Below are 25,213 nucleotides of genomic sequence, written 5' to 3' on the forward strand. Positions count from 1 at the left end.
ATAATTGCCTAAAATCCCAATTGATAATTCGGAATAGGCGAATAATGAAGCATCCATGCTGATAGAAAATCTCAAGCTGTTCCTGCTGATAGTGGAAAAAGCTGGGCTTGCGGCGGCGGGTCGTGAGGTTGGATTGTCGCCCGCGACGGTCACAGAGCGGCTCGCTGCACTCGAAGCGCATTACGGAGCGCGCCTGCTGACGCGAACAACGCGCTCGATCAGTCTGACAGACGAGGGCCGCGAGTTGGTCACGGGCGCGCGGCGCATATTGGCAGAGACGGAGGAAACAGAAGCAAGGATCAAGCTGGGGGTGGAAAAAATATCCGGCATGATCCACATGAGTGCGCCGAGTGATCTAGGTCGCACGCAACTCGTGCCGCTGCTGGATCAATTCATGTCAGAGCACCCGGAAATCGCGATCGACCTGACGCTCAGTGACGGAATTATCGATTTGGTCGGGCAGGGCATCGACCTTGCGCTCCGCTTTGGCGAATTGTCCGATAGCACGATGAAGTCGCGCAAGCTCGGGGCAAACCGTCGGATCGTCTGCGCGTCCCCCGATTATCTGAAGCGCAACGGAACGCCCATGCATCCAGATGATCTGAGCCATCACAACTGCCTGATCATGCGCTTTGGAGCCAACACTGATCGGGATTGGGCGTTTGTGATCGACGGGCAGATGAAAACGAGGCGGGTCTTTGGGAACCGCATTGCCAATGATGGAGGCCTCATTCGGCGGTGGTGTCTGGGCGGGCAGGGTATTACACGAAAGTCGGAATGGGATGTCCGGACGGATCTGGCATCTGGAGGCCTTGTTGAGGTACTGCAGGCGTTTTCACCAGAACCGAACGCGCTTCACATGGTTTACCCAGCAGGAGCAGTCCAGCCACGGCGCGTAAGAGCGCTGATGGAGTTTCTAGTGGCGCGGTTACAATAGCGTCGTGATGAAACCGGACACTCACGCCTAACGACAAAACGGTAGTTTTGTCCTCTTCGTTTCCATTTGTGGTCTGCGTGCTGAATGTCAGCAATCGCAGCTTCTCGCCCGGTCTGACAGATCTTTGCCATCCAGTGTCATTTTACAAAAGCGTCCCCAATCCGCGGGTGGAGATCGTCTTCAACTCCCGCCAGCGAACCGTTTTCTCAGTTCAAACTTCTGGATCTTACCGGTCGATGTCTTGGGCAGTTCCCCAAAAAATACCGCTTTTGGGGTCTTAAAACCGGCAAGCGTCTGGCGGGTGAAGGCGATCAGGGCTGCTTCGTCGACCTCTGCGCCCTCTTTCAACTCCACAAAGGCACAGGGCACTTCGCCCCACTTTTCGTCTGGCTTTGCCACCACCGCAGCAAGGTTCACATCCGGGTGACCCATCAGCACGCCTTCGACCTCCACGGAGGAGATATTCTCTCCGCCTGAAATGATGATGTCCTTGGCCCGGTCTGAGATCTGGATATAGCCATCGGGATGCTGCACCGCGATGTCGCCGGAATGGAAATAGCCGCCGGCAAAGGCCTCTGTGGTAGCCTCGGGGTTTTTCAGATAGCCTTTCATGACCGAATTGCCGCGCATCACGATCTGGCCTTGATCCGTGCCAGTCATCGGGATCTGTTTCATCTCTGCGTCGACCACGGTGATATGGTCCATCATCGGAAAGGCCACACCCTGACGGGCCTTGATCGCGGCCCGCCCGGCGGTGTCGAGCGTGTTCCAGCTGTCTCCTTTCCAGAGGCATTCGGTGACATGGCCATAGGTTTCCGTCAGACCGTAAACCTGTGTGACGTGAAACCCCAGTCGTTCGATCTTTTCCAGCGTCGCCGGGGCAGGGGGCGCGCCTGCGGTAAAGACCTCGACCGTGTGGTCAAAGGCACGCCGCTCCGCATCCTTGGCGTTGACGATCATATTGAGCACGATGGGCGCGCCACCAAAATGGGTCACTCCCTCATCGGCGATGGCATTATAAATCGCCTCGGCGGTTGTGTTACGGCAGCAAACCACGGTGCCACCCAGCACTGGCATCATCCACGTGTGATTCCAGCCGTTGCAGTGAAACAGCGGCACAATGGTCAGATAAATCGGGCGCAATTGCAGTTGCCATGAAATCACCGTGCCCATGGTCATCAGATAGGCGCCACGATGGTGATAGACCACACCCTTGGGCCGCCCGGTGGTGCCGGAGGTGTAGTTGAGCGCAAGGCTTTCCCATTCGTCCTCGGGCATGATCCAGTCAAAATCATCGGCTGCAGCAGCGAGGATTTCATCATAGATGGCATGGCGTCCGCTTGCGGGCACACCCGCCTCGGGATCTGGCACCTCGATGAGGATCGGGCCATCACCTGCTATTTGCGCCTTGGCGGCCTCGGCCAGCGCGAGGAATTCGCTGTCGACCAGCGCCACCTTGGCCTCTCCGTGTTCAAAGATATAGGCGACGGTATCCACGTCCAGCCGGATGTTGATCGTATTGAGCACCGCACCACAGGCGGGCACGCCAAAATGCGCCTCGGCCTGCGCCGGGATATTTGGCAGCAAGGTGGCAACCACATCGCCGGGCGTCACCCCCATGCCGGCCAGCGCCGCCGCCAGCCGGGTACAGCGATCGTGATACTGCGCATAGGTGCGCCGGGTTTGGCCGTAGACAAGGGCCGTGTCCTCGGCAAAGACGTGCGCCGCGCGTTGCAAATGCGACAGCGGTGTCAGCGGCACATAGTTCGCCGCCGTCCGATCCAGCCCGGTTTCATCTGCCAGCCATCCCATGGTTCCTCCTCCCCGGTCTTGCCGTTTTGTCCATGAGGTCGAATATTGCGCTGGAGATGTGAAAATTGAAAGAGATTGCGTGCGTTGGCGGTATTTATGCTGCATAGGCCGCCTCCGCTTCGCTGTTTCCCAATGCGCCTTAATGGGTTAGCCTCTGCGCATGATCCTTTCGCGCGGGCGCAACTACGTCTTTATTCATATCCCCAAGACCGGCGGCACCGCGCTCGCGCTGGCGCTGGAGGCGCGCGCCATGGCCGGGGACGAGATGCTGGGCGACACGCCGAAGGCCGTTAAACGCCGCCGCCGCCTGCATGGCACCCAAACGCGGGGGCGATTGTGGAAACACTCAACCCTTGCCGATATCGAGGGTCTCGCCAGCCGCGAAGAGCTGCGTCAGATGTTTGCCTTCACGCTGGTGCGCAATCCTTTTGATCGCATGGTCAGCCTCTATCACTGGCTCAAAGAGCAATCCTTTGATCATCCGATGGTGCCACTGGCGCATGCGCTGCCGTTTACCAGTTTTGTGACCGATCCTTTGGTGATGCGCGCGCTCAAGTCTCAACCGGCTCCGTCTTATATGATGCAGTCGGACGGGTATGAGCATTGCAGCCTTTACATAAGGCTCGAACATTTCGCCAAGGATACCGCACCTTTGTTCGATCACTTGGGATTCGCACTGGAATTGCCCCGTGTGAATGAGTCGCGGCGCGATCCCGACTGGCGTATTTACTATGATTCACAGGCGATTGATGCCGTAAGGACGTGCTGCCACCTCGAAATCGGACGATTTGAATACTCTTTTAACGATTACCCCCTATCCCTTTGATACAGAGCGGCTCCCTAAGAGACCGCGCCCAGGCCCGCCCGGTTTGCTACAAAGAATTCACGGAACGGCGATTGGAGCTTCGAGCCCCCGAGGTCCGGAGCAACTTAAGTGTCGAAAGGACAGGAACATGCTGGATTGGTTTGCAAAACGGAATGCCTCCCCGATGGCAGAAGCATTCACCACCGAGTTTCCGATGGTGGCCACAGGTCAGGCGGGCTTTCTCGCAGGGACCATGGTTGCAACTGCGACTGGTTGGCGCCCGGTAGAAGCCCTCTCCACCGGCGATGAGGTTCTGACCTTCGATCACGGCATGCGCCCCGTAAAATCCATTGAACGCCGCGTTCTGGTTCTGGGCGACACCGCCTCTGCACAGGAAATGGCGCCCATCTACATCCCCCGCGATGCACTCGGCAACCGCAACCCGATGTGGGTCAAGCCAGAGCAGGGCATCTTGCTGGAGCATGACCTCCTTGAGGATGCGCTGGGAGATCCTTTTGCAGTGGTTCCCGCCTGCGCCCTCGAAGGATACCGCGGTATCACCCGCGCACCGCAGCAGGTGACCATGGAAACCATCGTTCTCAACTTTGATGAGGATGAGGTCGTCTATATCGAGGCCGGCGTTCTGGCCTTCTGCCCCGCAGATCACGACCTGATGCACTACTGCGTGACCGCTCAGTCCGAGGAGCTTTACACCATCCTCTCCGCCTCCGAAGCCCGTGAATTGGTGATCGACATGATCACCGAAGACAGCTTCTGGACCCCCGCCGGCGCGATGGCAGGCACCGGCGGCACTGGCGAGCCGCAATACGCAACCTTCGCCTGATTACACGCTCTCTCTCACCCCCTCCAGAGCAGACGACCCGCCAGCCGATCCTTTCGGCGGCGGGTTTTCTCTGTTTCAGCCCTGACTTAGATGCGAAAGCACCAGCGCCACGCGATCTTCAACGCGGGCCTTGGGCAAGGTAATCACCTCATACCCCAAGGACTGATAGGTGCGCTGCATCACCTCAAATGTCGCACGCGCTTCCGCCTCACCCTGTTTGCGCTCCGCATCCTGACCAAAGATCTCCGGCCAGTAGGGCGCAATGAACACGCGTGGATTGTAGCGAAACATCCCAGCCGCCTTTTCCACATGCGCTGGCACCGGCAGGTTACACAGGCGCAGATATCCAAGGGTATCCGGGATGCCGCGATCCATCAAAACCGGCCCCGGCAGCTTTGTGGCCTCGTGATAGGAGCGCATATCCCAGCTCAGCATGGTTTGCGCAAACAACCCCCGATCCGCCCAAGGCAACGCTTGTCCACCGATGGCGATCTGATCGCGGATAATGGCGCGTCCGGCCTCAGGCATCGATGCAATGCCGTGCAGACCCAGCGCCTCTATCAATGTCGTTTTGCCGGACCCGGGACCACCCGTTACGACATACAAATGGTCACCCATGACCAACCTCACATAATTTCAGGGGGGAAGTGGCGCGACAGTCTTGCCAAGCGCACACGCGTCATAGCGCATCACCGCGCACCTGTCTTTCACCTTTTTCTAAATACCTCTGAGCGCGAGGTAGAGCCTCGCAAAAGAAAAAAAGCCGCCCCGCGAGGGGCGACTTTTTAGATCACATGTGTGCAGAGATCAGGCCGCCTGATCCTCTTCCGGCGCAAAACGGCCATAGAAGGTCTGGCCTTTCTCCGCCATCTCACGCAACAGCGGCGGGCAGGCAAAACGGTCGCCATATGCCTCTGCCAGCTGGTCGCAGCGCTCCGCCGCATAGGGTGTGCCGATGATGTCGAGCCACGAGAGCGGTCCACCGGACCACGGTGCAAAGCCCCAGGCCAGAACAGCGCCCACGTCGCCCTCGCGGATGTCCATCAACACACCTTCTTCCAGCGCCCGGACGGCCTCAAGGACCTGCGCGAACATCAGCCGTTCCTGCACCTCAATCAAATCCGGCTGCTCGGCAGCTTGCGGGTATTTCTCCGCAAGGCCCTTCCAGTACTCAACTCGTTTACCTTTGTCATCATAATCAAAGAAGCCCGCATTGGCCTTGCGCCCCAGACGCCCTTGGTCTTCCATCCAGAAGATCAGATCATCCGCCGGGCTGTCGGGATAGGCATCGCCCATCGCGGCCTTGGTGGCCCGTGCGATTTTCGCCCCAAGATCAATCGAGGTCTCATCGGTGAGCTGGATCGGCCCCACCGGGAAGCCCAGCTGGCGCGCCGCATTGTCGATCAGCACTGGCGAGACACCTTCGGTGATCATCCGAGCGCCTTCGTTGATGTAGGGGATGATGCAGCGGTTGCAGTAGAAGAAGCGCGCATCATTGACCACGATCGGCGTCTTGCGGATCTGGCGCACATAGTCCAGCGCCTTGGCCACCGCGCGATCCCCGGTTTTCTCGCCTTTGATGATCTCCACCAAGAACATCTTCTCAACCGGCGAGAAGAAGTGAATGCCGATGAACTGCTCCGGTCGGACCGAGGCCTCGGCGAGGCTGGTGATCGGCAGGGTCGAGGTGTTGGAGGCAAAGATGCAATCCTCGGGGATGATCGCTTCAACTTTCTTGGTCATCTCGGCCTTTACGCTCGGGTCTTCAAACACCGCCTCAATGATCAGATCGCAGCCCTTCAGCACTTCCAGATCCGGTGTTGCCGTGATCTGCGCCAGCAGCGCCTCTTTCTTCTCGGGCGTGGCTTTGCCGCGCTTGATGCCCTTGTCCATATAGGCGGCGGAGTAGGCCTTGCCCTTGTCGGCGGCGTCCTGGTCGCGGTCGATCAGCACGACTTCCATGCCCGCCTGCGCCGACACCAATGCGATGCCCGCGCCCATCATACCCGCGCCCAAAACGCCGATCTTCTTGACGGACTGATCCTCGATGCCCTTGGGCCGCACGGCGCCTTTCTCAAGCGCTTGCTTGTTGAGGAACAGCGAGCGGATCATCGCAGAGGACGACGGGTTCATCAGCACATGGGTGAACCAGCGCGCCTCAATGCGCAGCGCAGTGTCGAAATCCACCAGCGCGCCTTCATAGACCACAGAGAGCAGCGCCTTGGCCGCCGGGAACGCGCCTTGGGTCTTGCCATGCACCATGGCGGAAGCACCGACATAGTTCATGAAACCCGCAGGATGATAAGGCGCGCCGCCGGGCATTTTATAGCCCTTCTGATCCCACGGCTTGACGATGTCGGCGTCTTTGGCATTGAGCACCCACTGACGCGCCGCCTCCAGCGGATCGGCGGCAACCTCATCCACGAGGCTTGCGGATTTTGCCTTTTTAGGGTCCAGCATCTTGCCTTCGAGCAGCACGGGGGCGGCGTTGACTGCGCCCACCATGCGCGAATAGCGGATGGTACCGCCGCCACCGGGGAAGATGCCCAGCAGGATCTCCGGCAGGCCGATCTTGGCCTTTGGGTTGTCGGTCATGCTGCGGTAATGACAGGCCAGCGCAATCTCGGTGCCGATGCCCGCACAGGTGCCATTGATGGCACAGGCAATCGGTTTGCCGCCCTTGTTCGTCTTGGCGTCCATCCCGGCGCGCTCCAGCTTGCGCAGGATGCGGTGGCCATTCATCGTAAAATCAAACAGGCCCTGTGCCGGATTTTCACCGGATTCCTCGCGGATGGTGGCCAGCACATTCAGGTCCATGCCGCCCGCAAAGTCTTTCTTGCCGGAAGTGATCACCACGCCTTTGACGGCGTCATCGCCAAGTGCACGGTCAATATATTCCTCCACCAGGCCAAAGGCCTCGCGGGTGAGGACGTTCATGCTTTTGCCTTCAGCGTCCCATGTGATGATGGCGATGCCATCGGCGTCTACGTCGTATTTGAAATCGGTCATAGTCTTTGTCTCCAACCCTATCAGGTGAGAAGGCGTCGCTTAGACGCGCTCGATGATGGTGGCCGCACCCATGCCGGATGCAATGCAGAGCGTGGCAAGGCCGCATTCCTTGTCCTGCCGCTCCAGCTCGTCCAGCAGCGTGCCGATGATGATCGCACCGGTCGCCCCCAACGGGTGCCCCATGGCGATGGATCCGCCGTTCACATTCACCAAGGCCGGATCGACGTCAAAGGCCTGCTGGAAGCGCAAGACCACCGAGGCAAAGGCTTCGTTGACCTCGAAAAGATCCAGATCGGAGATTGTCATGCCGGTCTCTTTGAGGATCTTCTCGGTCACAGGCACAGGGCCAGTCAGCATGATAGTCGGGTCGGTGCCGATCTTGGCAGTCGCCTTGATACGGGCGCGCGGCTTCAGGCCATGACGCTCGCCAAATTCCTTGTTGCCGATCAACAGCGCGGCAGAACCATCCACGATCCCCGAGGAGTTCCCGGCGTGGTGGATGTGGTTGACCTTTTCCAGATGCGGATATTTCAGTTTTGCCACGGCATCAAAGCCCGGCATCACTTCGCCCATCATCTGAAAGGACGCATTGAGCGCGCCAAGTGCCTGCATATCGGTGCCGGGGCGCATGTATTCATCATGATCGAGGATCGCCAGACCGTTCTGGTCGCGCACGGTGATGATCGACTTGGCAAAGCGGTTGTTATTCCACGCGGCCTTGGCACGGCGCTGGGATTCCACCGCCAGCGCATCGGCCTGCTCGCGGGTAAACCCATACTGGGTCGCGATGATATCGGCGGAGATCCCCTGAGGCACAAAATAAGTGTCCATCGCAAGGGTTGGGTCCACGGCAATCGCCGCCCCGTCAGAGCCCATCGCCACACGGCCCATCATCTCGACGCCGCCCGCAATATAGCCATCTCCCGCGCCACCTTTGACTTGGTTTGCAGCGAGGTTCACCGCTTCCATGCCAGAGGCGCAGAAGCGGTTGATCGCAAGGCCCGGAATGGATTGATCCAGATCGGAGGCGAGCACCGCAGAGCGCGCCAGACAGCCTCCCTGTTCCATCACCTGCGTGACGTTGCCCCAGATCACATCCTCGACCGCATGGCCTTCGAGGTTGTTGCGCTCTTTCAGCGCGTTCAGGGTCAGGGCAGAGAGGCGCACGGAGGTCACCTCATGGAGTGCGCCGTCCTTGCGGCCTTTGCCGCGCGGGGTGCGGACGGAATCATAGATGTAAGCTTCGGTCATATTGGTCTCCTCAAGCTCGATCCGACGGGTTGCCGGGCATCAGGTCATAGGGGTGTTTCCAGCCGGGCAGGGCGCTGAGGCGCGACAGCCAGGCGTCGATATTGGGGTAATCCTTGCGGTCAAAGCCGAAAGGCTCCGGGTAATAGAGGTAGCTACAGCAGGTAAGGTCGGCATTGGTGAGGCTTTCGCCCACGATCCAGTCGCGGCCCTCCAGGTGTTTGTCCAGAACTGCGTAGGCCGCTTTGAGGCGTCCTTGCAGGAATGCAATTACTTCAGCCGGGCGTTTGTCTTTGGGCAGGAAATTCATCAAAAACCGGCACAGGCCCGCGTTTGAAGACAGTTTGTGATTGTCCCAGAGCTGCCAGCGCAGGACTTCCCGTTTCTCTTCCGGGGTGGTTCCACCAAACTTGCCATAGGTCTCGGACAGATACTGCTGGATCACGCCGGACTGGCTGAGCGTTACGTCACCATCAATTAAAACCGGACACTCGCCCATTTCATTGACGTCACTTCGGAACGCATCGCCGCGTGTGGTGCCGTTGAAAAAGTCAACAAAGACCGGCTCCCACGCAAGCCCCGCAAGCTCAAGCGCCAGCGCCGCCTTGTAGGAATGGCCGGATTCGCCAAAACAATAGAGTTTCATATCAAATCGCCCCTCCCAGTGGCGATGTCGCGGCGGGGGGTTCACCCCCCCGCACCCCCGTGGGATATTTTGAAGAAGATGAAGGATAGTCAGCGTTTGTTAACCAAGATGGCGATAACATGGCAGTGCGGTACAGGCTGGGAAGCCGATGACCGCAGAAGCTGAAGGCGCGCTTGCCCATTAGGCGGAGAGCCCGGGGGCAGGCGCGCCCCATACCTTCAACTTCTCTCAAATATCCCCGCCGGAGGCATCCGTCAGACGCGGCAAGGGAAAGCGCTGGAACTGTCACAGCGACCTCGCAATCAGCTCTTTCATGATCTCATTGGTGCCGCCGTAAATGCGCTGCACACGGGCATCGGTCCACATTTCCGCCACGGCGTATTCCTGCATGAACCCGTATCCTCCGTGCAGTTGCAAACACTCATCGAGCACAGCGCCTTGGGTGTCGGTGATCCAGTATTTGGCCATCGCCGCTTTATCGACGCTTAAGTTCCCACGTAGGTGGTCGACCATGCATTCATCAAGGAACGCGCGGGCGACTTTACTCTTGGTCAGGCATTCAGCGAGCTTGAAGCGGGTGTTCTGAAATTGGGTCAGAGGCCCGCCAAAGGCTTCGCGCTCCTTGCAATAGGCGATGGTGCGCTCGACCGCGCCCTGCATCGCGCCAACCGCGCCGCAGGCGATGATCAGCCGTTCCTGCGGCAGTTGTTGCATCATCTGGTAAAAGCCCTGACCCTCGGCACCGCCAAGGATGTTTTCCGGCGGCACCGCGATATCGTCGAAGAACAGTTCCGACGTGTCCGCTGCGTGCAGGCCGACCTTTTCGAGATTGCGGCCACGGGTGAACCCGTCGGCGCCATCTGTTTCAAGCCCCACCAGCGAGATGCCTTTTGACCCAAGGGACGGGTCCGTTTTTGAGGCCACAAGGATCAGGTTGGCGTGCTGGCCATTGGTGATAAAGGTTTTCTGCCCGGACAGCCGATAATCATTGCCATCGCGAATGGCCTTGGTCTTGATGGCCTGCACGTCAGACCCGGTTGAGGGTTCTGTCATCGCCAGCGCACCGACCAGCTCGCCGGACACCATCTTGGGCAGCCAACGCTGTTTTTGCTCTTCTGTGCCATAGGACAGGATGTAATGCGCCACAATGCCCGAATGGATGCCGTGGCCCCAGCTGGCGAGATTGGCGCGGCTGGCCTCGATCAGGATCGCCGCCTCATGGCCAAAATCGCCGCCCGCGCCGCCGAATTCCTCGGGGATGGAGGGGCAGAGCAGGCCCAGTTCACCGGCCTCAGCCCAGGTGGAGCGGTCCATCTCGCCCTGCTTGCGCCAGCGTTCGAACTTTGGGGCCCACTCCCTGGTGATAAAGCTCTGCGTCATGTCAGCGAGCATTTTGTGCTCGTCGGTCATCCATGCAGATGATGTGCGAAAATCCAGCTCTGCGCTCATCTCTCCCCCTTAAGCGCGTGGCAGTCCTTGCCGTGCGCTAGCGTTTGCGATCCTCCAGCTCGGCGTTGAACAGCCGCAACCGGTGGGTCAGGTTTTCATGGTTGGTCACGCTGTCAAAATTCTCGAACAGAAACGACAGCGCTTCTCCCTCATCCAGTCCTGCCTCCTGGGCAAAGCGTTTGAGCCTGCGAAAGCCATCCTCCGTCATGGCGACGGGAAAGCGGCGGGTCAGGCGAAAGCGTTTGGGCATATTCGGATCCTCTCAATTCCAAATGCGCCCCGGCGGCCAAGGGTGGATATGCCCCTCAGGGGCACATCCCATGTCATGTCAAAGAGCGCGATCAGAACTGCGCGGCGTCGAGAGCCATCACCGTGTCGGCACCGGTCTCGATGCGGGCAAGATGCAGTTTGGTCGCGGGCAGTTGACGTGCCATGTAGTAGCGGCCGGTGGCGAGTTTTGTCTCGTAGAACGCCGCGTCAGAGGCCCCTTCGTCAAGCGCCTTTTGTGCGGCTTTGCCCATCATCGCCCACATCAGGCCAAGGCAGACATGGCCGAACATATGCATGAAGTCGGTGGAGCCAGCGAGCGCGTTGTTGGGGTTCTTCATGCCGTTTTGCATGAAATACATCCCCGCCGCTTGCAGATCCTTGGAGGCTGCCTTCAGAGGCTCGATGAAGTCCTTGGCGTAGTCTTCGGAAATCTCGGCGTTTTCCTTGCAGAACCCTTTGACCATGTCAAAGAAGGCCATCACATGTTTGCCGCCATCCTGCGCCAGTTTGCGGCCCACCAGATCCAGCGCCTGCACACCGTTTGCGCCCTCGTAGATCATCGCGATACGGGCGTCGCGGGTGTATTGCGACATGCCCCATTCCTCGATGTAGCCATGGCCGCCGTAAACCTGCTGGGCCTGCACGGTCATGTCATAGCCCTTATCGGTCAGGAAGCCTTTGATGACCGGCGTCAGCAGAGAGATCAGCCCATCGGCGTCCTTGTCCTCAGAGCGATGCGCCTTGTCGATCATGGTCGCTCCCCAGAGGATGAACGCCCGTGCGCCCTCGGCAAAGCTCTTTTGATCCATGAGGTTACGGCGAATATCGGGGTGTACGATCAGCGGATCGGCCGGGCCATCGGGGTTCTTTGCGCCGGTCACGTCACGGCCCTGAAGGCGGTCCTTGGCGTATTCCACTGCGTTCTGATAGGCCGCTTCGGCCTGCGCCAGACCCTGCATGCCCACACCCAGACGTGCTTCGTTCATCATGGTGAACATAGCGCGCATGCCCTTGTGCATGTCCCCCAAGAGCCAGCCGGTCGCGGCGTCGTAGTTCATCACGCAGGTGGAATTGCCGTGAATGCCCATCTTCTCTTCGATCTTGCCGACCGAAACACCGTTGCGCTCGCCCGGGGTGCCGTCCTCATTCACGATGAACTTCGGCACGATAAAGAGCGACACGCCCTTGATGCCTTCGGGGCCGCCGGGGATCTTGGCCAGCACCAGATGGATCACATTGTCGGACATGTCGTGATCGCCAGCGGAGATAAAGATCTTCTGGCCGGTGATCTTATAAGAGCCATCGTCCTGCGGTTCTGCCTTGGTGCGCATCAGACCCAGATCGGTGCCGCAATGGGGCTCCGTCAGGTTCATGGTGCCGGTCCACTCGCAAGAGACCATCTTGGGCAGATAGGTGTCTTTCTGTGCGTCGGTGCCATGTGCCAGAATGGCCGAGGCCGCGCCATGGGTCAGGCCCTGATACATGGTAAACGCCTGGTTCGCGCCAGAGAAAAACTCGCCCACGGCGGTGCCGATCACATAAGGCATGTTCTGGCCGCCGTATTGTTCCGGCATGTCGAGACCGGGCCAGCCGCCTTCTTTGACTTGTTCAAAAGCGGCCTTAAAGCCGGTCGGGGTGTAGACCACACCGTTTTCCAGACGGCAGCCCTCGGTGTCGCCAACCACATTCAGCGGGTGCAGCACATCGCGGGCGATCTTGCCGGCTTCTTCCAGAACGGCGCCGGTGAAATCGGGCTCCAGCTCGTCATAGCCGGGGATTCCTGCGTCCTTGATGTTCAGCACGTCATGCAGAACAAATTGGGTGTCCTTGGTGGGGGCGGTATAGCTCGGCATCGCGGTCCTCAAAGGTTGGAGTGGTGCGGTTTGCGTGTTCAATCTGGCGGGCAGGGCGGTGAGGTTACTCGGCCGCCTTGGCGTTTGTTTTCATTGAGGCGATGACTTTCTCGCCCCATTTCAACTGATCCTTCAGGTCATCAATGGCCTCGGTCAGCTCGTCGCGCTGGCGTTCCATATCGGCCAGACGGTCCTGCGCGATCTCATAGGTGCGGCTCAGCTGTGTGAGCTGCTGGTCGCCCATATGATAAAGATCGAGAAGCTGGCGGATTTCCTCCAGGCTGAAGCCAAACCGCTTGCCGCGCAGGATCAGTTTCAGCCGCGCCCGATCGCGTTTGGTAAAGAGCCGCTTTTGGCCGTCCCGGATCGGGAACAACAATTCCTTGGCTTCGTAAAATCGCAACGTGCGCGGCGTTACTCCGAACTCGTCGCACATCTCGCGAATGGATTTGGTGTCTTCACTCATGGGGCGTCACTCAGATGTTGCTTTACGTTGGCGTCGTCTGCGTAAACCTTGGCGGCTCTTGACGAGAGTTACAACATGAACTTGACGTTTACGTAACTCCGACGCCGCGTCATTTTGAGGGGTGACGTGGTGGCAGGGCGAATTGACGTGACGTTTTGGGGAAAAGCCAAAAATTTTAGAGGTTAAATCAGCGCCATGTGTCCGCAAAGCATCCGCAAACAGGCTGATTTGAGTTTACCACTAGGCCCCTATGACATGCATCTGTCGATGAGATACAGCCACAGCACGAGAGGGAGCAGTAACGTAAGCACCAGAAGCGCCCATTGCAGTTTGTTGCTGGATATCTTGCGACGACCGACCAAGACCGTGCACATTTGTGCGACAGTGAGGTCCTCCTTGAGCTTTACGAAAATACCCGAGATCAGAACCCCAGCTCCGATCAGCAGCTGCGGATAGAAAGAGGTCTCGCCGATGCAGTCGTGTATGCCCATTGATGTACCCTGCGCAGCTACTTTCGGTGGGGGGAAACGGGCGAGTGACCTACTTCAATAAATCCAGCGTCACCTTGCGCAGATCCGTGAGTTCGTCCATCGCCTCGTTGATCTGCTGGCGCTGGAGTTCCAGTTCCTTCAGTTGCCGGTCGGCCATCTCGATAAAGGCGCGGTTTTGCGCTTCGTCGCCTTCCTTGTCGTAGATCAGCAACCATTGGCGGATCTCTTCGAGCTGAAAGCCGAACTTGCGCCCGCGCAGGATCAGCTTCATCCGCGCCACTTCGCGCGCGCCGTAGAACCGTGAACGCCCCTGACGTTCGGGCTGCAACAGCTCGATATATTCATAGTACCGAAGGGTGCGCGGCGTCACATCGAACTCTGCGCACATCTCCTTGAATGACAGTTTTGTCTCGGTCATCCATGTCCTCCCTTGCTCGGGCAACCTAAGCATCTGAACCGAGCGGTGCAACTGGGAGTTTTGCAAGCCTTGCGCTTTGGTAAGGAGCGTCTGATAAAAGAGCCGATAGCGGTAAGGAGCATCCGATGGCAGACAAGACCCAATTGGCGCGCCAGTTCATTGAGGCGATCCCGCACTCAAAGGCTTTGGGGATGGAGCTGACCGAGATCGGCAATGGGCGGGCGGTGATCGTGATGCCCTATGATAAGAAACTGATCGGGGATCCGGATACTGGCGTGATCCATGGCGGTGCGGTTTCGGCCCTGATGGATACCTGCTGTGGCGCGGCCGTGATGAGCCACCCGAGCGAGCCGTCTAGTACTGCCACCATTGATTTGCGGATTGATTATATGCGCGGAGCGACGCCGGGGCAGACCATCACCACCACCGCAACCTGTCACCACGTGACCCGCAATGTCGCCTTCGTGCGCGCGGTGGCGACGGATGAGGAAACCGAAGTGCCCGTCGCAACTGCCTCTGGCGCCTTCACGCTGGAGCCAAAGCAATGAGCCGCCCCCGTCCTGAGCCCGTGCAAGTGATCAAGCAACGCCGCGATGCGGCTCTTGCGGCCTTGGTGGAATCGGTGCCTTACATCGGGTTTCTTGGCATCACCTTCGAGCGGCGTGGCGATGAGCTGACCTCGACCATGCATTTTCACAACAATCTGATCGGCAATCCGATGCTGCCCGCGATCCACGGTGGGGCGACGGCGGCCTTTCTGGAGGTCACCTCGGTGATCACCCTGCAGTGGTTCCACCTCTGGCCGCAGTTTGAAAGCGGCGAGTTGGACGTGGAGACGATGGCGGCTGGCAAGATGCCGCGTCTGCCTAAAACCATCGATTTTACAGTGGACTATCTGCGTTCGGGCCTGCCACGGGATTCCTATGCGCGTGCGACTGTTAATCGTTCCGGTCGGCGCTATGCGTCGGTGCATGTGGCCGCCTGGCAGGATCACAAGGACAAGCTCTTTGCGCAGGCAACGGGGCATTTCCTGATGCCGCAGGATCGCCGCTCAGGCGACTGATTTCAAGGATTTTATTCATGTCAGAGGCATCTGGCCCCATCACCCATTCCCGGGTGCTCAAAATCGCGCTGCCGATCGTCTTGTCCAATGCCACCGTGCCCATTCTCGGCGCGGTGGATACGGGCGTGGTGGGCCAGCTGGGCGAGGCCGCCCCCATTGGTGCCGTGGGCATAGGCGCGGTCATCCTGTCGACGATCTATTGGATCTTTGGCTTTTTGCGCATGGGCACCACTGGTCTGGCGGCACAGGCGCGCGGTGCTGGCGATGAGGCCGAGATCGGCGCGCTGTTGATGCGAGGGCTGCTCCTTGCGGGCGGCGCGGGGCTGTTCTTCATTCTGGCGCAGGCTTTGGTCTTTTGGGGAGCCTTTACGCTGGCCCCCGCCAGTGCCGAGGTGGAGGGGCTGGCGCGGCAATATCTGGAAATCCGAATCTGGGGTGCGCCTGCGACCATCGGCCTTTATGCCGTCACAGGTTGGCTGATCGCGATGGAGCGCACGCGGGGAGTGTTCTTGCTGCAGATCTGGATGAATGGCCTCAATATCGTGCTGGATCTGTGGTTCGTGCTGGGGCTGGGTTGGGGCGTCGAAGGCGTCGCGACTGCGACGTTGATCGCGGAGTGGTCGGGGCTGGCCTTAGGTCTCTGGCTTTGCGGATCGGCCTTTGCCGGTGATCAGTGGCACGACTGGGCGCGGATCTTTGATCGCGTGCGGATCAAGCGGATGATGCAGGTCAATGGCGACATCATGGTGCGTTCGGTCTTGCTGAACCTGTCATTTACCACCTTCCTGTTTCTCGGTGCGGATCTTGGCGATGTGACATTGGCCGCCAATCAGGTGTTGATCCAGCTTCTGCAGATGACCGCATTTGCGCTGGACGGCTTTGCCTTCAGCGCCGAGGCGTTGGTGGGTGGGGCAGTCGGGGCACGGGATTCTGCGCGCCTGCGCCGGGCAGTCATTGTGTCGAGCTATTGGGGAGTGGGGTTCTCGGTGGCGCTGGCGATGGTCTTCTGGTGGGGCGGGCCTGCGCTGATTGATTTGATGGCCACAGCGCCGGAGGTGCGCGAGACTGCGCGGCACTATCTGATCTGGGTGGCGCTGGCACCGTTGATCAGCGTTGCGAGCTTCATGTTTGACGGTATCTACATTGGTGCCACCTGGACCCGCGACATGCGGATCGCAATGATTCAAGCGGTGGGGGGCTATGTGATCGCGCTTGTGATCTTTGTGCCGGCGCTGGGAAATCACGGGCTTTGGCTTGCTTTGATGGTGCTGAATATTGCCCGCGCGGCAACGTTGGCGGCCCGATACCCTCGACTGGAAGCATCAGTTGCATCCGCTGGATGAAGCGCTGCATCTCGTCTGCGCGATATGCAGGCTGCCAAATTGAGATTTGCTATTGCTAATCACAGGTGAGGTTTTGCGCTTTGCTTTGCAAATCGCCGGGGGCAGGCCGCGCCTTTGGCGCGGCCTGCCGGGCCAAACGGGAAGGGGGGTTTTTAAAAGCATCCCTGACGGGCGGGAGCGTCCCCGGCTGCTTTGGACGACTAGAGCCAAGTTGCGCGATCGGTGCCAACCGCTTGCGCAACGCTGTCATGCCCGTCGCGTGCCAGAAGCGCATCAAGGCCATTGGCGATCTCTGCTGCAAGTGACAGGCCGCCATAGACCAGTGCGGAATAAAACTGCACCGCTGATGCACCCGCGCGGATCTTGGCATAGGCGTCCTCAGCTGAGGAAATTCCGCCCACACCGATGATCGGCACGGCTCCGTCAAGCCGGGTGGAGAGCTGTGCCAGCACCCGGGTGGATTTTTCAAACAATGGTGCGCCGGAGAGCCCGCCCATTTCATCGCGCTGCGCGCTTTTCAGACCATCGCGGGCAAGCGTCGTATTGGTTGCAATCACCGCATCAATCCCGCTTTCGCGCGCGACATCAGCGATATCATCGAGACCTGCCTCATCCAGGTCGGGTGCAATTTTGAGAAACACCGGGATCGGGCGGTCCAGGCCCTCTCGTGCCTCCATGACCCCTGTCAGTAGTGCAGAAAGGGCTGCTTTACCCTGCAGATCACGCAGCTTTTCGGTGTTGGGAGAAGAGACATTGACAGTGGCAAAGTCCAGATGCGCGCCGCAATGGCTCAGGACGCGGGCAAAATCCTGCGCGCGGTCATCGCTGTCTTTGTTCGCACCGAGGTTGAGGCCGATTAAGCCATTCTTGGGCCGCTGAGCAAGGCGTGCGCCGATCACCTCCATGCCTTCGTTGTTAAAGCCAAAACGATTGATCGCCGCGCGATCTTCGCTCAGGCGAAACAGGCGCGGTTTGGGATTGCCCGGTTGTGGGCGCGGGGTTGCGGCCCCCACCTCGATAAATCCAAAACCGGCTTGCGTGAGCGCGCCGAGTGCTTCGGCATTTTTGTCAAACCCTGCGGCCAGCCCGACCGGGTTGGGCAGGGTCAGACCGGCAATCTCTGTCTTTAGGCGTGGCGATGTCACCGGGCCGGGGCAGGGCGTGAGACCGGATTTCAGGGCCTTGATGGACAGCCCATGCGCGGTTTCGGGATCAAGGCGATGCATCACGGCCAGCGCCAGTTTTTCGGACAGCTTCATTGGCCGTGCCTCCTTTGTTGCGCGTCGGCGCGCTTAGACCATCTCTGCGGGAAAGCGGTGAACACCCTCAACCAGCGGCAGCGGCTTGGCCCAGATCAGTTCCGCATGTTGCAGCCGGCGATAAAGATGCGGGAACAGTGCACCACCACGCGACGGCTCCCATTTGAGCGCATCGCCCATGTGATCCGCCTCAAAAGCCAATAGCCACAGCCCCTCAGCGCCCGCAAAATGCTTGGCTGCGGTCTCTGCCGCCTGTGGGGCGGTCGAGAAATGGATAAAGCCGTCCGCAAGGTCCACGGGCGCGCCATCGGTTTCACCAGCGGCCTCAAAGGCGCGCCATTCGTCGTCACGGAAAATCTTGTAAATCAGCATGGCCACCTCATGCCCTCAGACGCCCCCTTTGCGCAAGAGCGCTTATGCACAGGGCAGCGTAAAGTTTCCCCTGCGTCTACATCGGTCTGTCACGTAAGTTTGGTTTTGACTGTTTGGGCAAAGATCACGAATATTGAGACCATAACAACCACCGGTAGAGGTGGCATAACAAAGGTGAGGATTTTCTCTATGATTTCACGTTTACTGATGTCTGTTGCAGCGTTGGGTCTGACCGCCGGCATGGCTTCAGCGGAATACAAGCTGACCGTTCTGCATACCAACGACTTTCATGCCCGGTTCGAGCCAATAAGCAAATATGACAGCGGCTGTTCTGCTGAAGATAACGCAGAAGGCAAATGTTTCGGCGGCTCTGCACGGCTTGTTACTGCGGTAGAGGCGGCGCGTGCGCGTGCTGAAAACTCCATTCTGGTAGATGGGGGCGATCAGTTCCAAGGCACGCTGTTTTACACATACTACAAAGGTAAAGTGGCCGCCGAGATGATGAATAAGCTCGGGTATGACGGGATGACCGTCGGCAACCACGAGTTTGATGACGGTCCCGAAGTGTTGCGGGGTTTCATGGATGCGGTTGATTTCCCGGTGCTGATGTCCAATGCGGACTTCTCTAAGGAAAAGCTGCTATCTGACAAGCTGCTCAAATCCACCGTGATTACCAAAGGTGGTGAAAAAATCGGCCTGATCGGCCTGACACCCGAAGATACTGATGAACTCGCCAGCCCCGGTCCGAACGTGCATTTCAGTGATCCGGTAGCGGCTGTTCAGGGCGAAGTGGATCGCCTGACCGCCTCTGGTGTGAATAAAATCATCGTCCTCAGCCACTCCGGCTATGGGGTCGACAAAAAAGTCGCTGCCGAAACCACCGGCGTGGACGTAATCGTTGGCGGCCATACGAACACCTATTTGTCAAACGAATCTGACCGTGCCGAAGGCCCGTACCCCACAATGGTGAATGGCGTTGCGATTGTTCAGGCCTATGCTTATGGCAAGTTTCTGGGCGAATTGAATGTCACGTTCGACGATGCCGGAAATGTGGTTGACGCCAAAGGTGAGCCGCTGATCATGGATGCTGAGGTTGCTCAGGATGAGGCAACTGCAGCCCGGATTTCTGAGCTGAGCGGCCCGCTGGATGAACTGCGCAACAAAGTAGTAGCCTCTACTGAAACAGCAATCGAAGGTAACCGGGATGTGTGTCGGGCAGGCGAATGCTCCATGGGCAATCTGGTCGCCGATGCGATGCTTGATCGTGTCAAGGATCAGGGCGTGATGATTGCGATCCAAAACGGTGGGGGCTTGCGGGCTTCGATCGATGCGGGCGATGTCACCATGGGCGAAGTACTGACCGTTCTGCCATTTCAGAATACGCTTGCGACCTTCCAGATCCCAGGTTCAGCCATTGTTGAGGCGCTGGAAAACGGTGTGAGTCAGGTTGAAGACGGAGGTGGGCGCTTCCCACAGGTTGCCGGGATGAAGTTCGCCTTTGATGCCTCTAAGGAACCGGGTTCCCGGATCTCTGATGTGATGGTCATGGAGGGGGACGCATGGGTCGCGATTGATCCGGCGAAAACCTACGGCGTGGTGTCCAACAACTACGTGCGCAACGGTGGCGACGGCTACAAGGTCTTCGCCGGTGACGACAAAAACGCCTATGACTTTGGCCCTGACTTGGCCGATGTGGTGGCCGAATACCTTGCCGAAGTTGGCCCCTACAGCGCCTACACCGACGGTCGTATCACCAAGAAGTAAGGTCAGGCCCGACATGGTCAGAAATCCTGACCCGATGTCTCACCTCTGAAACTATAGCGCAACACCCCCTAACCCCCCGCTGGAGAGATCTGGCGGGGGTATTTCATTGGCGCAACTTGAAAGCGTGCCAGTCACTGACCACATGCCAAGGAAGAATATAAAGCAAAAGGAATAGGTTATGCCCTTAAGTCGGCAGGACATCGTGCGTCTCTATTTTGAGTACGTGGATCATCGCGATGTGCGATTGATGGATCTTTATACTGATGATGTGGAGTTGCTCTTTCCCAAGTTTGGCAGCGGCAAAGGCAAGGCAGACATGCAGCGGTTTGGTGAAAAAATGGGTGCGATGCTCAACTGGCTGAAGCACGACATCGAAGGTCTGCACATCATCGAGGCAGGCGATACAGTGGTTGTCGAGGGACGTGTGTGGGGAGAGATGTCGGACGGCACGGCTTTTCCTGATGGCACCGTCTCGCAGGGGCGGTTTTGCAATGTCTTTGAATTTGAGGGCGATCTGATCCGCGCCGTGCGCATTTATGAAGATCCCGACTTCCCGAGCACGGATCAAGTGCGCATCGACGCATTGCGTTAAACAGGTTTGACCTGCCCGCTGCTATTGCCAGCAGTGGGCAGAGTTCCTAGTTTCCTGTGCATGGACCATCCGCTGATTGACCTGATCAACGCGCGTATCGCGGCGGCCGAAAAAGACGGAGCCTTTGATAATCTCGAAGGGGCCGGGCGACCTCTGCCGCCCTGCGATGATCCGGAAAACGCCGTCATGAACCGTATTCTAAAAGACAATGGCGCGGTGCCGGAGGTGGTCTCGCTGAGCCGGGAATTGGCGCGTTTGCGCGAGGAGCTGCGCGAAACCGGGGATCGCAGCAAGCGTCGCCAGATTATTGCGGATTTGTCGATGACAGAGGCACGGCTGGAATTGGCACGAAAACGCGGCTGATGCCCGGTTAGCGTACAGGATGCGCGCCCTGAGCGGTAGTCGCCTGCGCGCGGGTCACCTTTTTCAACAGATAGATCAGCTCTTCTCGCTCGGCGGCATTGAGCCCGTTCAGGATTTGCGGCTGAAGAGCGCTGACGAGAGGCTGCGCCTTGGAGACCAGCCAGTCGCCCTCCTGTGTGATGCGCAGACAGCGTGCGCGCCGATCGCGGGGATCGACCTCGCGGACCAGTAGCGATTTTGCCTCCAGCCGTTCCACAACTTTGCCAAGGGTCGCCCGGTCATACCCCACAAGCGTGGCCAATGTCGCCTGATCTACCCCCGGATGTTCAGTCAGGGCCGAAAGGGCCGCGTATTGCACCGGCGTAAGATCCAGCTGAGCAGCCGCCATGACGGATGCAAACCGCGCCACCGCAATCTGATTGAGGCGGCGGATCAGGGTGGCGGGCTGTGTGTCGATCTCCAATTCGGTGTCTGACATCGTGGTATTCCGTCTGGTGTGTGGCAGGCTGTGGTGCTGTAGCGCGGTTTCATGTTTTGTTGTGTGCCTTGTGGTTATAAGAAATGGAGCATGGCTCTGACGTTTCAAACACTTTCCGAATTTCTCTCGCACGGGCATGACACGGTGATCGATGTGCGCAGCCCTGCGGAATATGCCGAGGACCATGTGCCCGGCGCGATCAACCTGCCGGTGCTCGACAATGAGGAACGGGCCGAGGTGGGCACGATCTATGTGCAGGAAAGCCCCTTTCGCGCCCGTAAGATCGGGGCGGCGATGGTGTTTCGCAATGCCGCCACCCACATCGAACAGCGGCTGAGCCATCACGTCGGCAGCTGGAAACCTCTGGTCTACTGCTGGCGCGGCGGGCAGCGCTCGGGCAGTTTTACCTGGATGTTGAGCCAGATCGGCTGGCGCGCCGAGGTGGTTCAGGGCGGCTACCAGAGCTATCGCCGTCTGGTGCATGCCGCGCTCTATGAGGCGGGGCTGTCGCATCGGCTGGTCTTGCTGGACGGGTTGACCGGCACTGCCAAGACCGAGATTTTGCAGCAGGTCGCCGGGATGGGCGGTCAGGTGCTGGATCTGGAAGGTCTTGCGGGGCATCGGGGTTCGCTCCTGGGCGAGATGCCGGGAGGGCAGCCAAGTCAGAAACGGTTCGAGAGCTATATCGCCTGCGCATTGGCGCAGATGGACCCGGCGCGCCCGGTGCTGGTCGAGGCCGAAGCCAGCAAGATCGGGGCGCGCATCCTGCCGCCCAGCCTGTGGGAGGCGATGAAAGCCGCGCCGAGGATTGATCTGGAGGTGCCGTTTGAGGCCCGCTGCGCCTATCTGGTTGAGGCTTACGATGACATCCTGTCTGACGCGGACCACTTGCGCGAAAAGCTCGAACCTCTCAGGGAACATCGCTCTGGTGCGGTGGTGGAAGCCTGGTTCGAGCTGATCGCGGCGGGGGATAAACCTGCACTGGTGGCGAGGCTGATGGCGGATCATTACGACCCCGCCTACCGCAAGGCCCGCAGCCGCTACGCAGTAAGCACCCAGCGCCAGATTACGCTGCCGGGATTAGCCGCGTCGGATCGCGCGGAGGCCGCAGCGCGCGTATTGGAGGTGATGGCAGCTCTTTAACACGGGTTATCGCAGCACGATACCCTCGTCAGAACCGCGCATTTCGCCAATATTTGCAGCGCGATAGCCGTGGTTTCTAAGCTGCTCCAACACCTGCGCGGCATGTTCGGGTGCGACGCAGGCCAAGAGCCCGCCCGAGGTCTGCGGATCAAACAGCAGCGCCCGCGCGCCCGCGGTGCCAATGCCGGGCAATAGAGCCGCATTGTCGTCAAAGATCGTGGACCGCACGCCCGCTTCGGCCAGTTCGCGTGCACCTTCCATCAGCGGGATCGCGTCACATGTGATCTCTGCGCCCAGATGTGAGGCCTCGCACAGCCCCTGCAAGTGACCTAGCAGTCCAAAGCCCGTGACATCGGTCATGGCGCGCGCCACGGGGCGCAGGACCTTGGCGGCGTTGCGTTGGCTCTGACACATCAGATCAAGCGCGCCCGCGACCCAAGCCCCGCGCGCTTGTCCTGTCATCTCGGCGGCTAAAATCGTTCCTGATCCCAAGGGTTTGGTCAGGATCAGGTGATCGCCCGCGCACGCGCCAGCAAGGGTGATTGGGGGCGTGTTACAAAGCCCGGTTACGGTGAAGCCGACCGTCAGTTCCTCCCCCAAAGAGGTATGACCGCCCACGATGGCGGCACCTGCGGCTTTCATTTCCTGATGGGCGGTTTCCATGATCTCGGACAGCAGCCGTTCCTGTAGTTCGGGGGACTGGCGGGGCAGGATCAGGGTGACGGTGGCAGCCTGTGGGCGCGCGCCCATCGCCCAGATGTCATTGATCGCATGTTGCGCGGTGATCGCGGTCATCGCTACTGGGTCTTCGGTAAAGGCGCGCAAGTGGTCGGTGCTGATGACCTGGGTCGCGCCACCCGTCGCCAGCTGCGCGGCATCGTCGCCCGGCAGCGGGGTCACATCCGGGCGCGACGCCCCGTGGTAGGTGCTCAGCCCGTGGCGTAGCGCCGTGCGGCCAACCTTGGAGCCGCAGCCGCCGCACATGGGTTTTGAGCTAAGTGCTTCCTGCATGCCCTTGGCGTGGACGCGGGGCAGGGCGGGCGGTGACATGACCGGCAGGGACGTGAATTTCCCCATGAATTTACGGTCGATGTTATCTTTCCAGCGCCACAACAGCCCACCCGAAAAGCTACGCCCGTTGCGATCCGCAAGAGCGGATTTTCCGCCCATAGAAATGAGTTTGAGGTAATCCTGCTGCGGCTGATAGCTCTTGAACGCTCCGCCTGCCAGCATAGCCTTGAGGTTGTGAAAGAGCACCGGCGCTTGCCGCACCGCAAAGACGCCTGCCTTGGGGCGCGGAGCATGCGCCATATAAGCACAATCGCCGGTGGCAAAGATATGAGGGTCAGAGGTCTGAAGACGCTCCGAAACCACAAGCGCGCCGTCATGGAGCGCAAGCCCGGAGGTCGCAAGCCAGCCATAGGCACGCGCGCCCGCAGCGCCAACAATGAAATCGCTGGAGATGTCGCGCCCGTCCTTGAGATGAATGCGACCTTCGCTCAGGCGCTCTATCGGCGCATGTTCCAGAACCGTAACACCATGCGCATCCAGCGCCTTGCGCAGGCGCGATTGGCTCTGGGAACTCAGAACGGAGAGCGCGGCGTCACTGTCAATCAAGGTCGCCTGCGCCAGACGGTTCTTTTTTCGCAGGGCATGCGACATGGCAAGGATCAGCTCCACCCCGGCAACGCCACCGCCGATGCAGGCGATCCGGGCCGGTTCAGTGCCTGCACGAAAGGCGTCCCAGCTTGCAGCAAACTCTCCCAAGGGTTTGGCGGGGATGGCAAAATCGGCAAAGCCCGGCAGTTCTGGCATGGCCGATGTGATGCCGATATCGATAGAGGCCACATCATATGAGATGGCCGGACGGCCCGGCACGGTAACGCGCTTGGCCTCGGGGTCGATCTCTTCGGCGGCCCCCAGAATGAGCCGCGCCCCGGCAAAACGTGCGAGCTTTACAAGATCAATGTCGAGCGCATCGCGGTCGTAATGACCGGCGACAAATCCCGGCAGCATACCGGAATAGGGCGCGGTGGGTCCGGGGTTGATCAGGGTGAGGCGCACGCCTGGCAGCGGTTGCATCCCCCACATACGCAGCACCAGCGCGTGGGTATGGCCGCCCCCCACAAGAACCAGATCGCGGGTCAGGGGAAGACGGGGTGCGTGCATCGGGGCCTCCGGGTGGTGGCCGGTCCCAAACGCTAGGCTTCGGGCGTGTCGGCCGAACGATGTTCAGGTTTGTTATGCGTCGCCCAGAGCTTGCAGTCGCCGGGGACGGGCAGGTCTTTGGGCTTTGTCTGCTGGTTGATGAACACCTTGGCAAGGAAATTTGCCGTGACCGGAGCGGAGACCAGCAAGAACAGGGTGATCAGCAGCTCATGAGCAGAGAGGCGGCCCTCATAGACCACCGCATGCAGCATGGACCCAAGAAGCACACCGCCGACGCCGAGCGTCGTCGCCTTGGTGGGCGCATGCATGCGCGACATCGGGTCGTTGAGCTTGAGCAGACCAAAGGAGCCTACAAAGCCAAAAAAGCCACCCATTACGATGAACCCGGTGATGAGAAGTTCGATTATCATGTCTGTCTC

Annotated in this window: 25 protein-coding genes; 10 read left to right on the forward strand and 15 right to left on the reverse strand. The window is 59.4% G+C overall.

The features are described 5' to 3' along the window. The first annotated feature begins 55 nt into the window (after positions 1–55). A complete protein-coding gene (locus K529_RS05740) occupies positions 56–937 on the forward strand; it encodes a LysR family transcriptional regulator (RefSeq protein WP_005645560.1) in 882 nt (293 codons plus the stop codon). 180 nt (positions 938–1,117) lie between these two features. Here K529_RS05740 and K529_RS05745 read toward each other — a convergent pair whose 3' ends face one another. After that, positions 1,118–2,749 (reverse strand): AMP-binding protein, encoded by a 1,632-nt coding sequence (locus tag K529_RS05745; RefSeq protein WP_046002172.1) that lies wholly within the window; start codon positions 2,747–2,749, stop codon positions 1,118–1,120. Positions 2,750–2,909: 160 nt separating this feature from the next. Here K529_RS05745 and K529_RS05750 point away from each other — a divergent pair, with 160 nt between their 5' ends. Together K529_RS05750 and K529_RS05755 are read left to right on the forward strand one after the other, a co-directional pair. Then, the gene (locus tag K529_RS05750; RefSeq protein ID WP_046002171.1) at positions 2,910–3,575 is read left to right on the forward strand and encodes a sulfotransferase family 2 domain-containing protein; all 666 of its coding nucleotides are present in this window, start codon (positions 2,910–2,912) and stop codon (positions 3,573–3,575) included. A 127-nt stretch (positions 3,576–3,702) separates the two neighbouring features. After that, positions 3,703–4,398 carry a Hint domain-containing protein gene (locus tag K529_RS05755; RefSeq protein WP_005629563.1) on the forward strand — a complete coding sequence of 232 codons (696 nt, stop codon included), beginning with the start codon at positions 3,703–3,705 and terminating at the stop codon, positions 4,396–4,398. Between the two features lie 75 nt (positions 4,399–4,473). Here K529_RS05755 and K529_RS05760 read toward each other — a convergent pair whose 3' ends face one another. The 9 genes from K529_RS05760 to K529_RS05805 all read right to left on the reverse strand — a co-directional run bounded on the left by K529_RS05760 (position 4,474) and on the right by K529_RS05805 (position 14,248). Then, positions 4,474–5,016, reverse strand: a complete 543-nt coding sequence (locus tag K529_RS05760; protein WP_005629566.1) for an AAA family ATPase — start codon at positions 5,014–5,016, stop codon at positions 4,474–4,476. 189 nt (positions 5,017–5,205) lie between these two features. Then, positions 5,206–7,407 (reverse strand): 3-hydroxyacyl-CoA dehydrogenase NAD-binding domain-containing protein, encoded by a 2,202-nt coding sequence (locus tag K529_RS05765; RefSeq protein ID WP_005629570.1) that lies wholly within the window; start codon positions 7,405–7,407, stop codon positions 5,206–5,208. 39 nt (positions 7,408–7,446) lie between these two features. Continuing rightward, positions 7,447–8,658 (reverse strand): acetyl-CoA C-acetyltransferase, encoded by a 1,212-nt coding sequence (locus K529_RS05770; RefSeq protein ID WP_005629574.1) that lies wholly within the window; start codon positions 8,656–8,658, stop codon positions 7,447–7,449. A gap of 10 nt (positions 8,659–8,668) precedes the next feature. After that, entirely contained in the window at positions 8,669–9,301 is a 633-nt protein-coding gene (locus tag K529_RS05775) for a glutathione S-transferase family protein (RefSeq protein ID WP_005629577.1), read from the reverse strand. 285 nt (positions 9,302–9,586) lie between these two features. Next, positions 9,587–10,750, reverse strand: coding sequence for an acyl-CoA dehydrogenase family protein (locus tag K529_RS05780; protein WP_005629580.1), 1,164 nt, complete (start codon positions 10,748–10,750; stop codon positions 9,587–9,589). A gap of 37 nt (positions 10,751–10,787) precedes the next feature. Beyond that, positions 10,788–11,000, reverse strand: a complete 213-nt coding sequence (locus tag K529_RS05785; protein WP_005629582.1) for a hypothetical protein — start codon at positions 10,998–11,000, stop codon at positions 10,788–10,790. A 91-nt stretch (positions 11,001–11,091) separates the two neighbouring features. Next, positions 11,092–12,873: an acyl-CoA dehydrogenase C-terminal domain-containing protein gene (locus tag K529_RS05790; protein ID WP_005629583.1), complete on the reverse strand. Its 1,782-nt coding sequence runs from the start codon at positions 12,871–12,873 to the stop codon at positions 11,092–11,094. Between the two features lie 64 nt (positions 12,874–12,937). After that, positions 12,938–13,339: a MerR family transcriptional regulator gene (locus K529_RS05795; protein ID WP_005629585.1), complete on the reverse strand. Its 402-nt coding sequence runs from the start codon at positions 13,337–13,339 to the stop codon at positions 12,938–12,940. Between the two features lie 540 nt (positions 13,340–13,879). Next, positions 13,880–14,248, reverse strand: a complete 369-nt coding sequence (locus tag K529_RS05805) for a MerR family transcriptional regulator (protein ID WP_005629589.1) — start codon at positions 14,246–14,248, stop codon at positions 13,880–13,882. Positions 14,249–14,373: 125 nt separating this feature from the next. Here K529_RS05805 and K529_RS05810 point away from each other — a divergent pair, with 125 nt between their 5' ends. The 3 genes from K529_RS05810 to K529_RS05820 are packed head-to-tail and all read left to right on the forward strand — an operon-like array spanning position 14,374 to position 16,654. After that, complete coding sequence (locus K529_RS05810; protein WP_005629591.1) at positions 14,374–14,796, forward strand: PaaI family thioesterase; 423 nt, start codon at positions 14,374–14,376, stop codon at positions 14,794–14,796. Further along, positions 14,793–15,311, forward strand: a complete 519-nt coding sequence (locus K529_RS05815; protein ID WP_005629594.1) for a PaaI family thioesterase — start codon at positions 14,793–14,795, stop codon at positions 15,309–15,311. Before K529_RS05810 ends, K529_RS05815 begins: the two co-directional genes overlap by 4 nt. A 17-nt stretch (positions 15,312–15,328) precedes the next feature. Next, a complete protein-coding gene (locus tag K529_RS05820; RefSeq protein WP_005629598.1) occupies positions 15,329–16,654 on the forward strand; it encodes an MATE family efflux transporter in 1,326 nt (441 codons plus the stop codon). A gap of 200 nt (positions 16,655–16,854) precedes the next feature. On the opposite strand, the gene K529_RS05825 is transcribed toward K529_RS05820, so the two are convergent. Together K529_RS05825 and K529_RS05830 are read right to left on the reverse strand one after the other, a co-directional pair. Next, entirely contained in the window at positions 16,855–17,913 is a 1,059-nt protein-coding gene (locus K529_RS05825) for a quinone-dependent dihydroorotate dehydrogenase (RefSeq protein ID WP_005619488.1), read from the reverse strand. A gap of 33 nt (positions 17,914–17,946) precedes the next feature. Further along, positions 17,947–18,285, reverse strand: coding sequence for a DUF952 domain-containing protein (locus K529_RS05830; RefSeq protein ID WP_005619485.1), 339 nt, complete (start codon positions 18,283–18,285; stop codon positions 17,947–17,949). A gap of 189 nt (positions 18,286–18,474) precedes the next feature. Between K529_RS05830 and K529_RS05835 the strand changes: the two genes are divergently transcribed. The 3 genes from K529_RS05835 to K529_RS05845 all read left to right on the forward strand — a co-directional run bounded on the left by K529_RS05835 (position 18,475) and on the right by K529_RS05845 (position 21,004). Beyond that, the gene (locus tag K529_RS05835) at positions 18,475–20,049 is read left to right on the forward strand and encodes a bifunctional metallophosphatase/5'-nucleotidase (RefSeq protein WP_005619482.1); all 1,575 of its coding nucleotides are present in this window, start codon (positions 18,475–18,477) and stop codon (positions 20,047–20,049) included. Positions 20,050–20,227: 178 nt separating this feature from the next. Then, positions 20,228–20,641, forward strand: coding sequence for a nuclear transport factor 2 family protein (locus K529_RS05840; RefSeq protein WP_005619480.1), 414 nt, complete (start codon positions 20,228–20,230; stop codon positions 20,639–20,641). 60 nt (positions 20,642–20,701) lie between these two features. Then, positions 20,702–21,004, forward strand: a complete 303-nt coding sequence (locus tag K529_RS05845) for a DnaJ family domain-containing protein (protein ID WP_005619478.1) — start codon at positions 20,702–20,704, stop codon at positions 21,002–21,004. Between the two features lie 7 nt (positions 21,005–21,011). On the opposite strand, the gene K529_RS05850 is transcribed toward K529_RS05845, so the two are convergent. Continuing rightward, entirely contained in the window at positions 21,012–21,482 is a 471-nt protein-coding gene (locus tag K529_RS05850) for a MarR family winged helix-turn-helix transcriptional regulator (protein WP_005619475.1), read from the reverse strand. 90 nt (positions 21,483–21,572) lie between these two features. Between K529_RS05850 and mnmH the strand changes: the two genes are divergently transcribed. After that, positions 21,573–22,625: a tRNA 2-selenouridine(34) synthase MnmH gene (mnmH, locus tag K529_RS05855; RefSeq protein WP_046002170.1), complete on the forward strand. Its 1,053-nt coding sequence runs from the start codon at positions 21,573–21,575 to the stop codon at positions 22,623–22,625. 6 nt (positions 22,626–22,631) lie between these two features. On the opposite strand, the gene selD is transcribed toward mnmH, so the two are convergent. Then, the gene (gene selD / locus K529_RS05860; RefSeq protein WP_046002169.1) at positions 22,632–24,794 is read right to left on the reverse strand and encodes a selenide, water dikinase SelD; all 2,163 of its coding nucleotides are present in this window, start codon (positions 24,792–24,794) and stop codon (positions 22,632–22,634) included. Between the two features lie 32 nt (positions 24,795–24,826). Next, positions 24,827–25,204, reverse strand: coding sequence for a Na+/H+ antiporter subunit G (locus K529_RS05865; RefSeq protein ID WP_005616396.1), 378 nt, complete (start codon positions 25,202–25,204; stop codon positions 24,827–24,829). Between the last annotated feature and the right edge of the window lie 9 nt (positions 25,205–25,213).

Origin of the sequence: Tritonibacter mobilis F1926, from assembly GCF_000376545.2 — a bacterium.
In the GTDB taxonomy this organism is placed as follows: Bacteria; Pseudomonadota; Alphaproteobacteria; order Rhodobacterales; family Rhodobacteraceae; genus Epibacterium; species Epibacterium mobile.

What these genes read in the sequence shown, in the direction of transcription:
- K529_RS05740 (WP_005645560.1), top strand. Translation starts at nt 56, where the DNA reads ATGCTGATAGAAAATCTCAAGCTGTTCCTGCTGATAGTGGAAAAAGCT.
- K529_RS05745 (WP_046002172.1), bottom strand. Translation starts at nt 2,749, where the DNA reads ATGGGATGGCTGGCAGATGAAACCGGGCTGGATCGGACGGCGGCGAAC.
- K529_RS05750 (WP_046002171.1), top strand. Translation starts at nt 2,910, where the DNA reads ATGATCCTTTCGCGCGGGCGCAACTACGTCTTTATTCATATCCCCAAG.
- K529_RS05755 (WP_005629563.1), top strand. Translation starts at nt 3,703, where the DNA reads ATGCTGGATTGGTTTGCAAAACGGAATGCCTCCCCGATGGCAGAAGCA.
- K529_RS05760 (WP_005629566.1), bottom strand. Translation starts at nt 5,016, where the DNA reads ATGGGTGACCATTTGTATGTCGTAACGGGTGGTCCCGGGTCCGGCAAA.
- K529_RS05765 (WP_005629570.1), bottom strand. Translation starts at nt 7,407, where the DNA reads ATGACCGATTTCAAATACGACGTAGACGCCGATGGCATCGCCATCATC.
- K529_RS05770 (WP_005629574.1), bottom strand. Translation starts at nt 8,658, where the DNA reads ATGACCGAAGCTTACATCTATGATTCCGTCCGCACCCCGCGCGGCAAA.
- K529_RS05775 (WP_005629577.1), bottom strand. Translation starts at nt 9,301, where the DNA reads ATGAAACTCTATTGTTTTGGCGAATCCGGCCATTCCTACAAGGCGGCG.
- K529_RS05780 (WP_005629580.1), bottom strand. Translation starts at nt 10,750, where the DNA reads ATGAGCGCAGAGCTGGATTTTCGCACATCATCTGCATGGATGACCGAC.
- K529_RS05785 (WP_005629582.1), bottom strand. Translation starts at nt 11,000, where the DNA reads ATGCCCAAACGCTTTCGCCTGACCCGCCGCTTTCCCGTCGCCATGACG.
- K529_RS05790 (WP_005629583.1), bottom strand. Translation starts at nt 12,873, where the DNA reads ATGCCGAGCTATACCGCCCCCACCAAGGACACCCAATTTGTTCTGCAT.
- K529_RS05795 (WP_005629585.1), bottom strand. Translation starts at nt 13,339, where the DNA reads ATGAGTGAAGACACCAAATCCATTCGCGAGATGTGCGACGAGTTCGGA.
- K529_RS05805 (WP_005629589.1), bottom strand. Translation starts at nt 14,248, where the DNA reads ATGACCGAGACAAAACTGTCATTCAAGGAGATGTGCGCAGAGTTCGAT.
- K529_RS05810 (WP_005629591.1), top strand. Translation starts at nt 14,374, where the DNA reads ATGGCAGACAAGACCCAATTGGCGCGCCAGTTCATTGAGGCGATCCCG.
- K529_RS05815 (WP_005629594.1), top strand. Translation starts at nt 14,793, where the DNA reads ATGAGCCGCCCCCGTCCTGAGCCCGTGCAAGTGATCAAGCAACGCCGC.
- K529_RS05820 (WP_005629598.1), top strand. Translation starts at nt 15,329, where the DNA reads ATGTCAGAGGCATCTGGCCCCATCACCCATTCCCGGGTGCTCAAAATC.
- K529_RS05825 (WP_005619488.1), bottom strand. Translation starts at nt 17,913, where the DNA reads ATGAAGCTGTCCGAAAAACTGGCGCTGGCCGTGATGCATCGCCTTGAT.
- K529_RS05830 (WP_005619485.1), bottom strand. Translation starts at nt 18,285, where the DNA reads ATGCTGATTTACAAGATTTTCCGTGACGACGAATGGCGCGCCTTTGAG.
- K529_RS05835 (WP_005619482.1), top strand. Translation starts at nt 18,475, where the DNA reads ATGATTTCACGTTTACTGATGTCTGTTGCAGCGTTGGGTCTGACCGCC.
- K529_RS05840 (WP_005619480.1), top strand. Translation starts at nt 20,228, where the DNA reads ATGCCCTTAAGTCGGCAGGACATCGTGCGTCTCTATTTTGAGTACGTG.
- K529_RS05845 (WP_005619478.1), top strand. Translation starts at nt 20,702, where the DNA reads ATGGACCATCCGCTGATTGACCTGATCAACGCGCGTATCGCGGCGGCC.
- K529_RS05850 (WP_005619475.1), bottom strand. Translation starts at nt 21,482, where the DNA reads ATGTCAGACACCGAATTGGAGATCGACACACAGCCCGCCACCCTGATC.
- mnmH (WP_046002170.1), top strand. Translation starts at nt 21,573, where the DNA reads ATGGCTCTGACGTTTCAAACACTTTCCGAATTTCTCTCGCACGGGCAT.
- selD (WP_046002169.1), bottom strand. Translation starts at nt 24,794, where the DNA reads ATGCACGCACCCCGTCTTCCCCTGACCCGCGATCTGGTTCTTGTGGGG.
- K529_RS05865 (WP_005616396.1), bottom strand. Translation starts at nt 25,204, where the DNA reads ATGATAATCGAACTTCTCATCACCGGGTTCATCGTAATGGGTGGCTTT.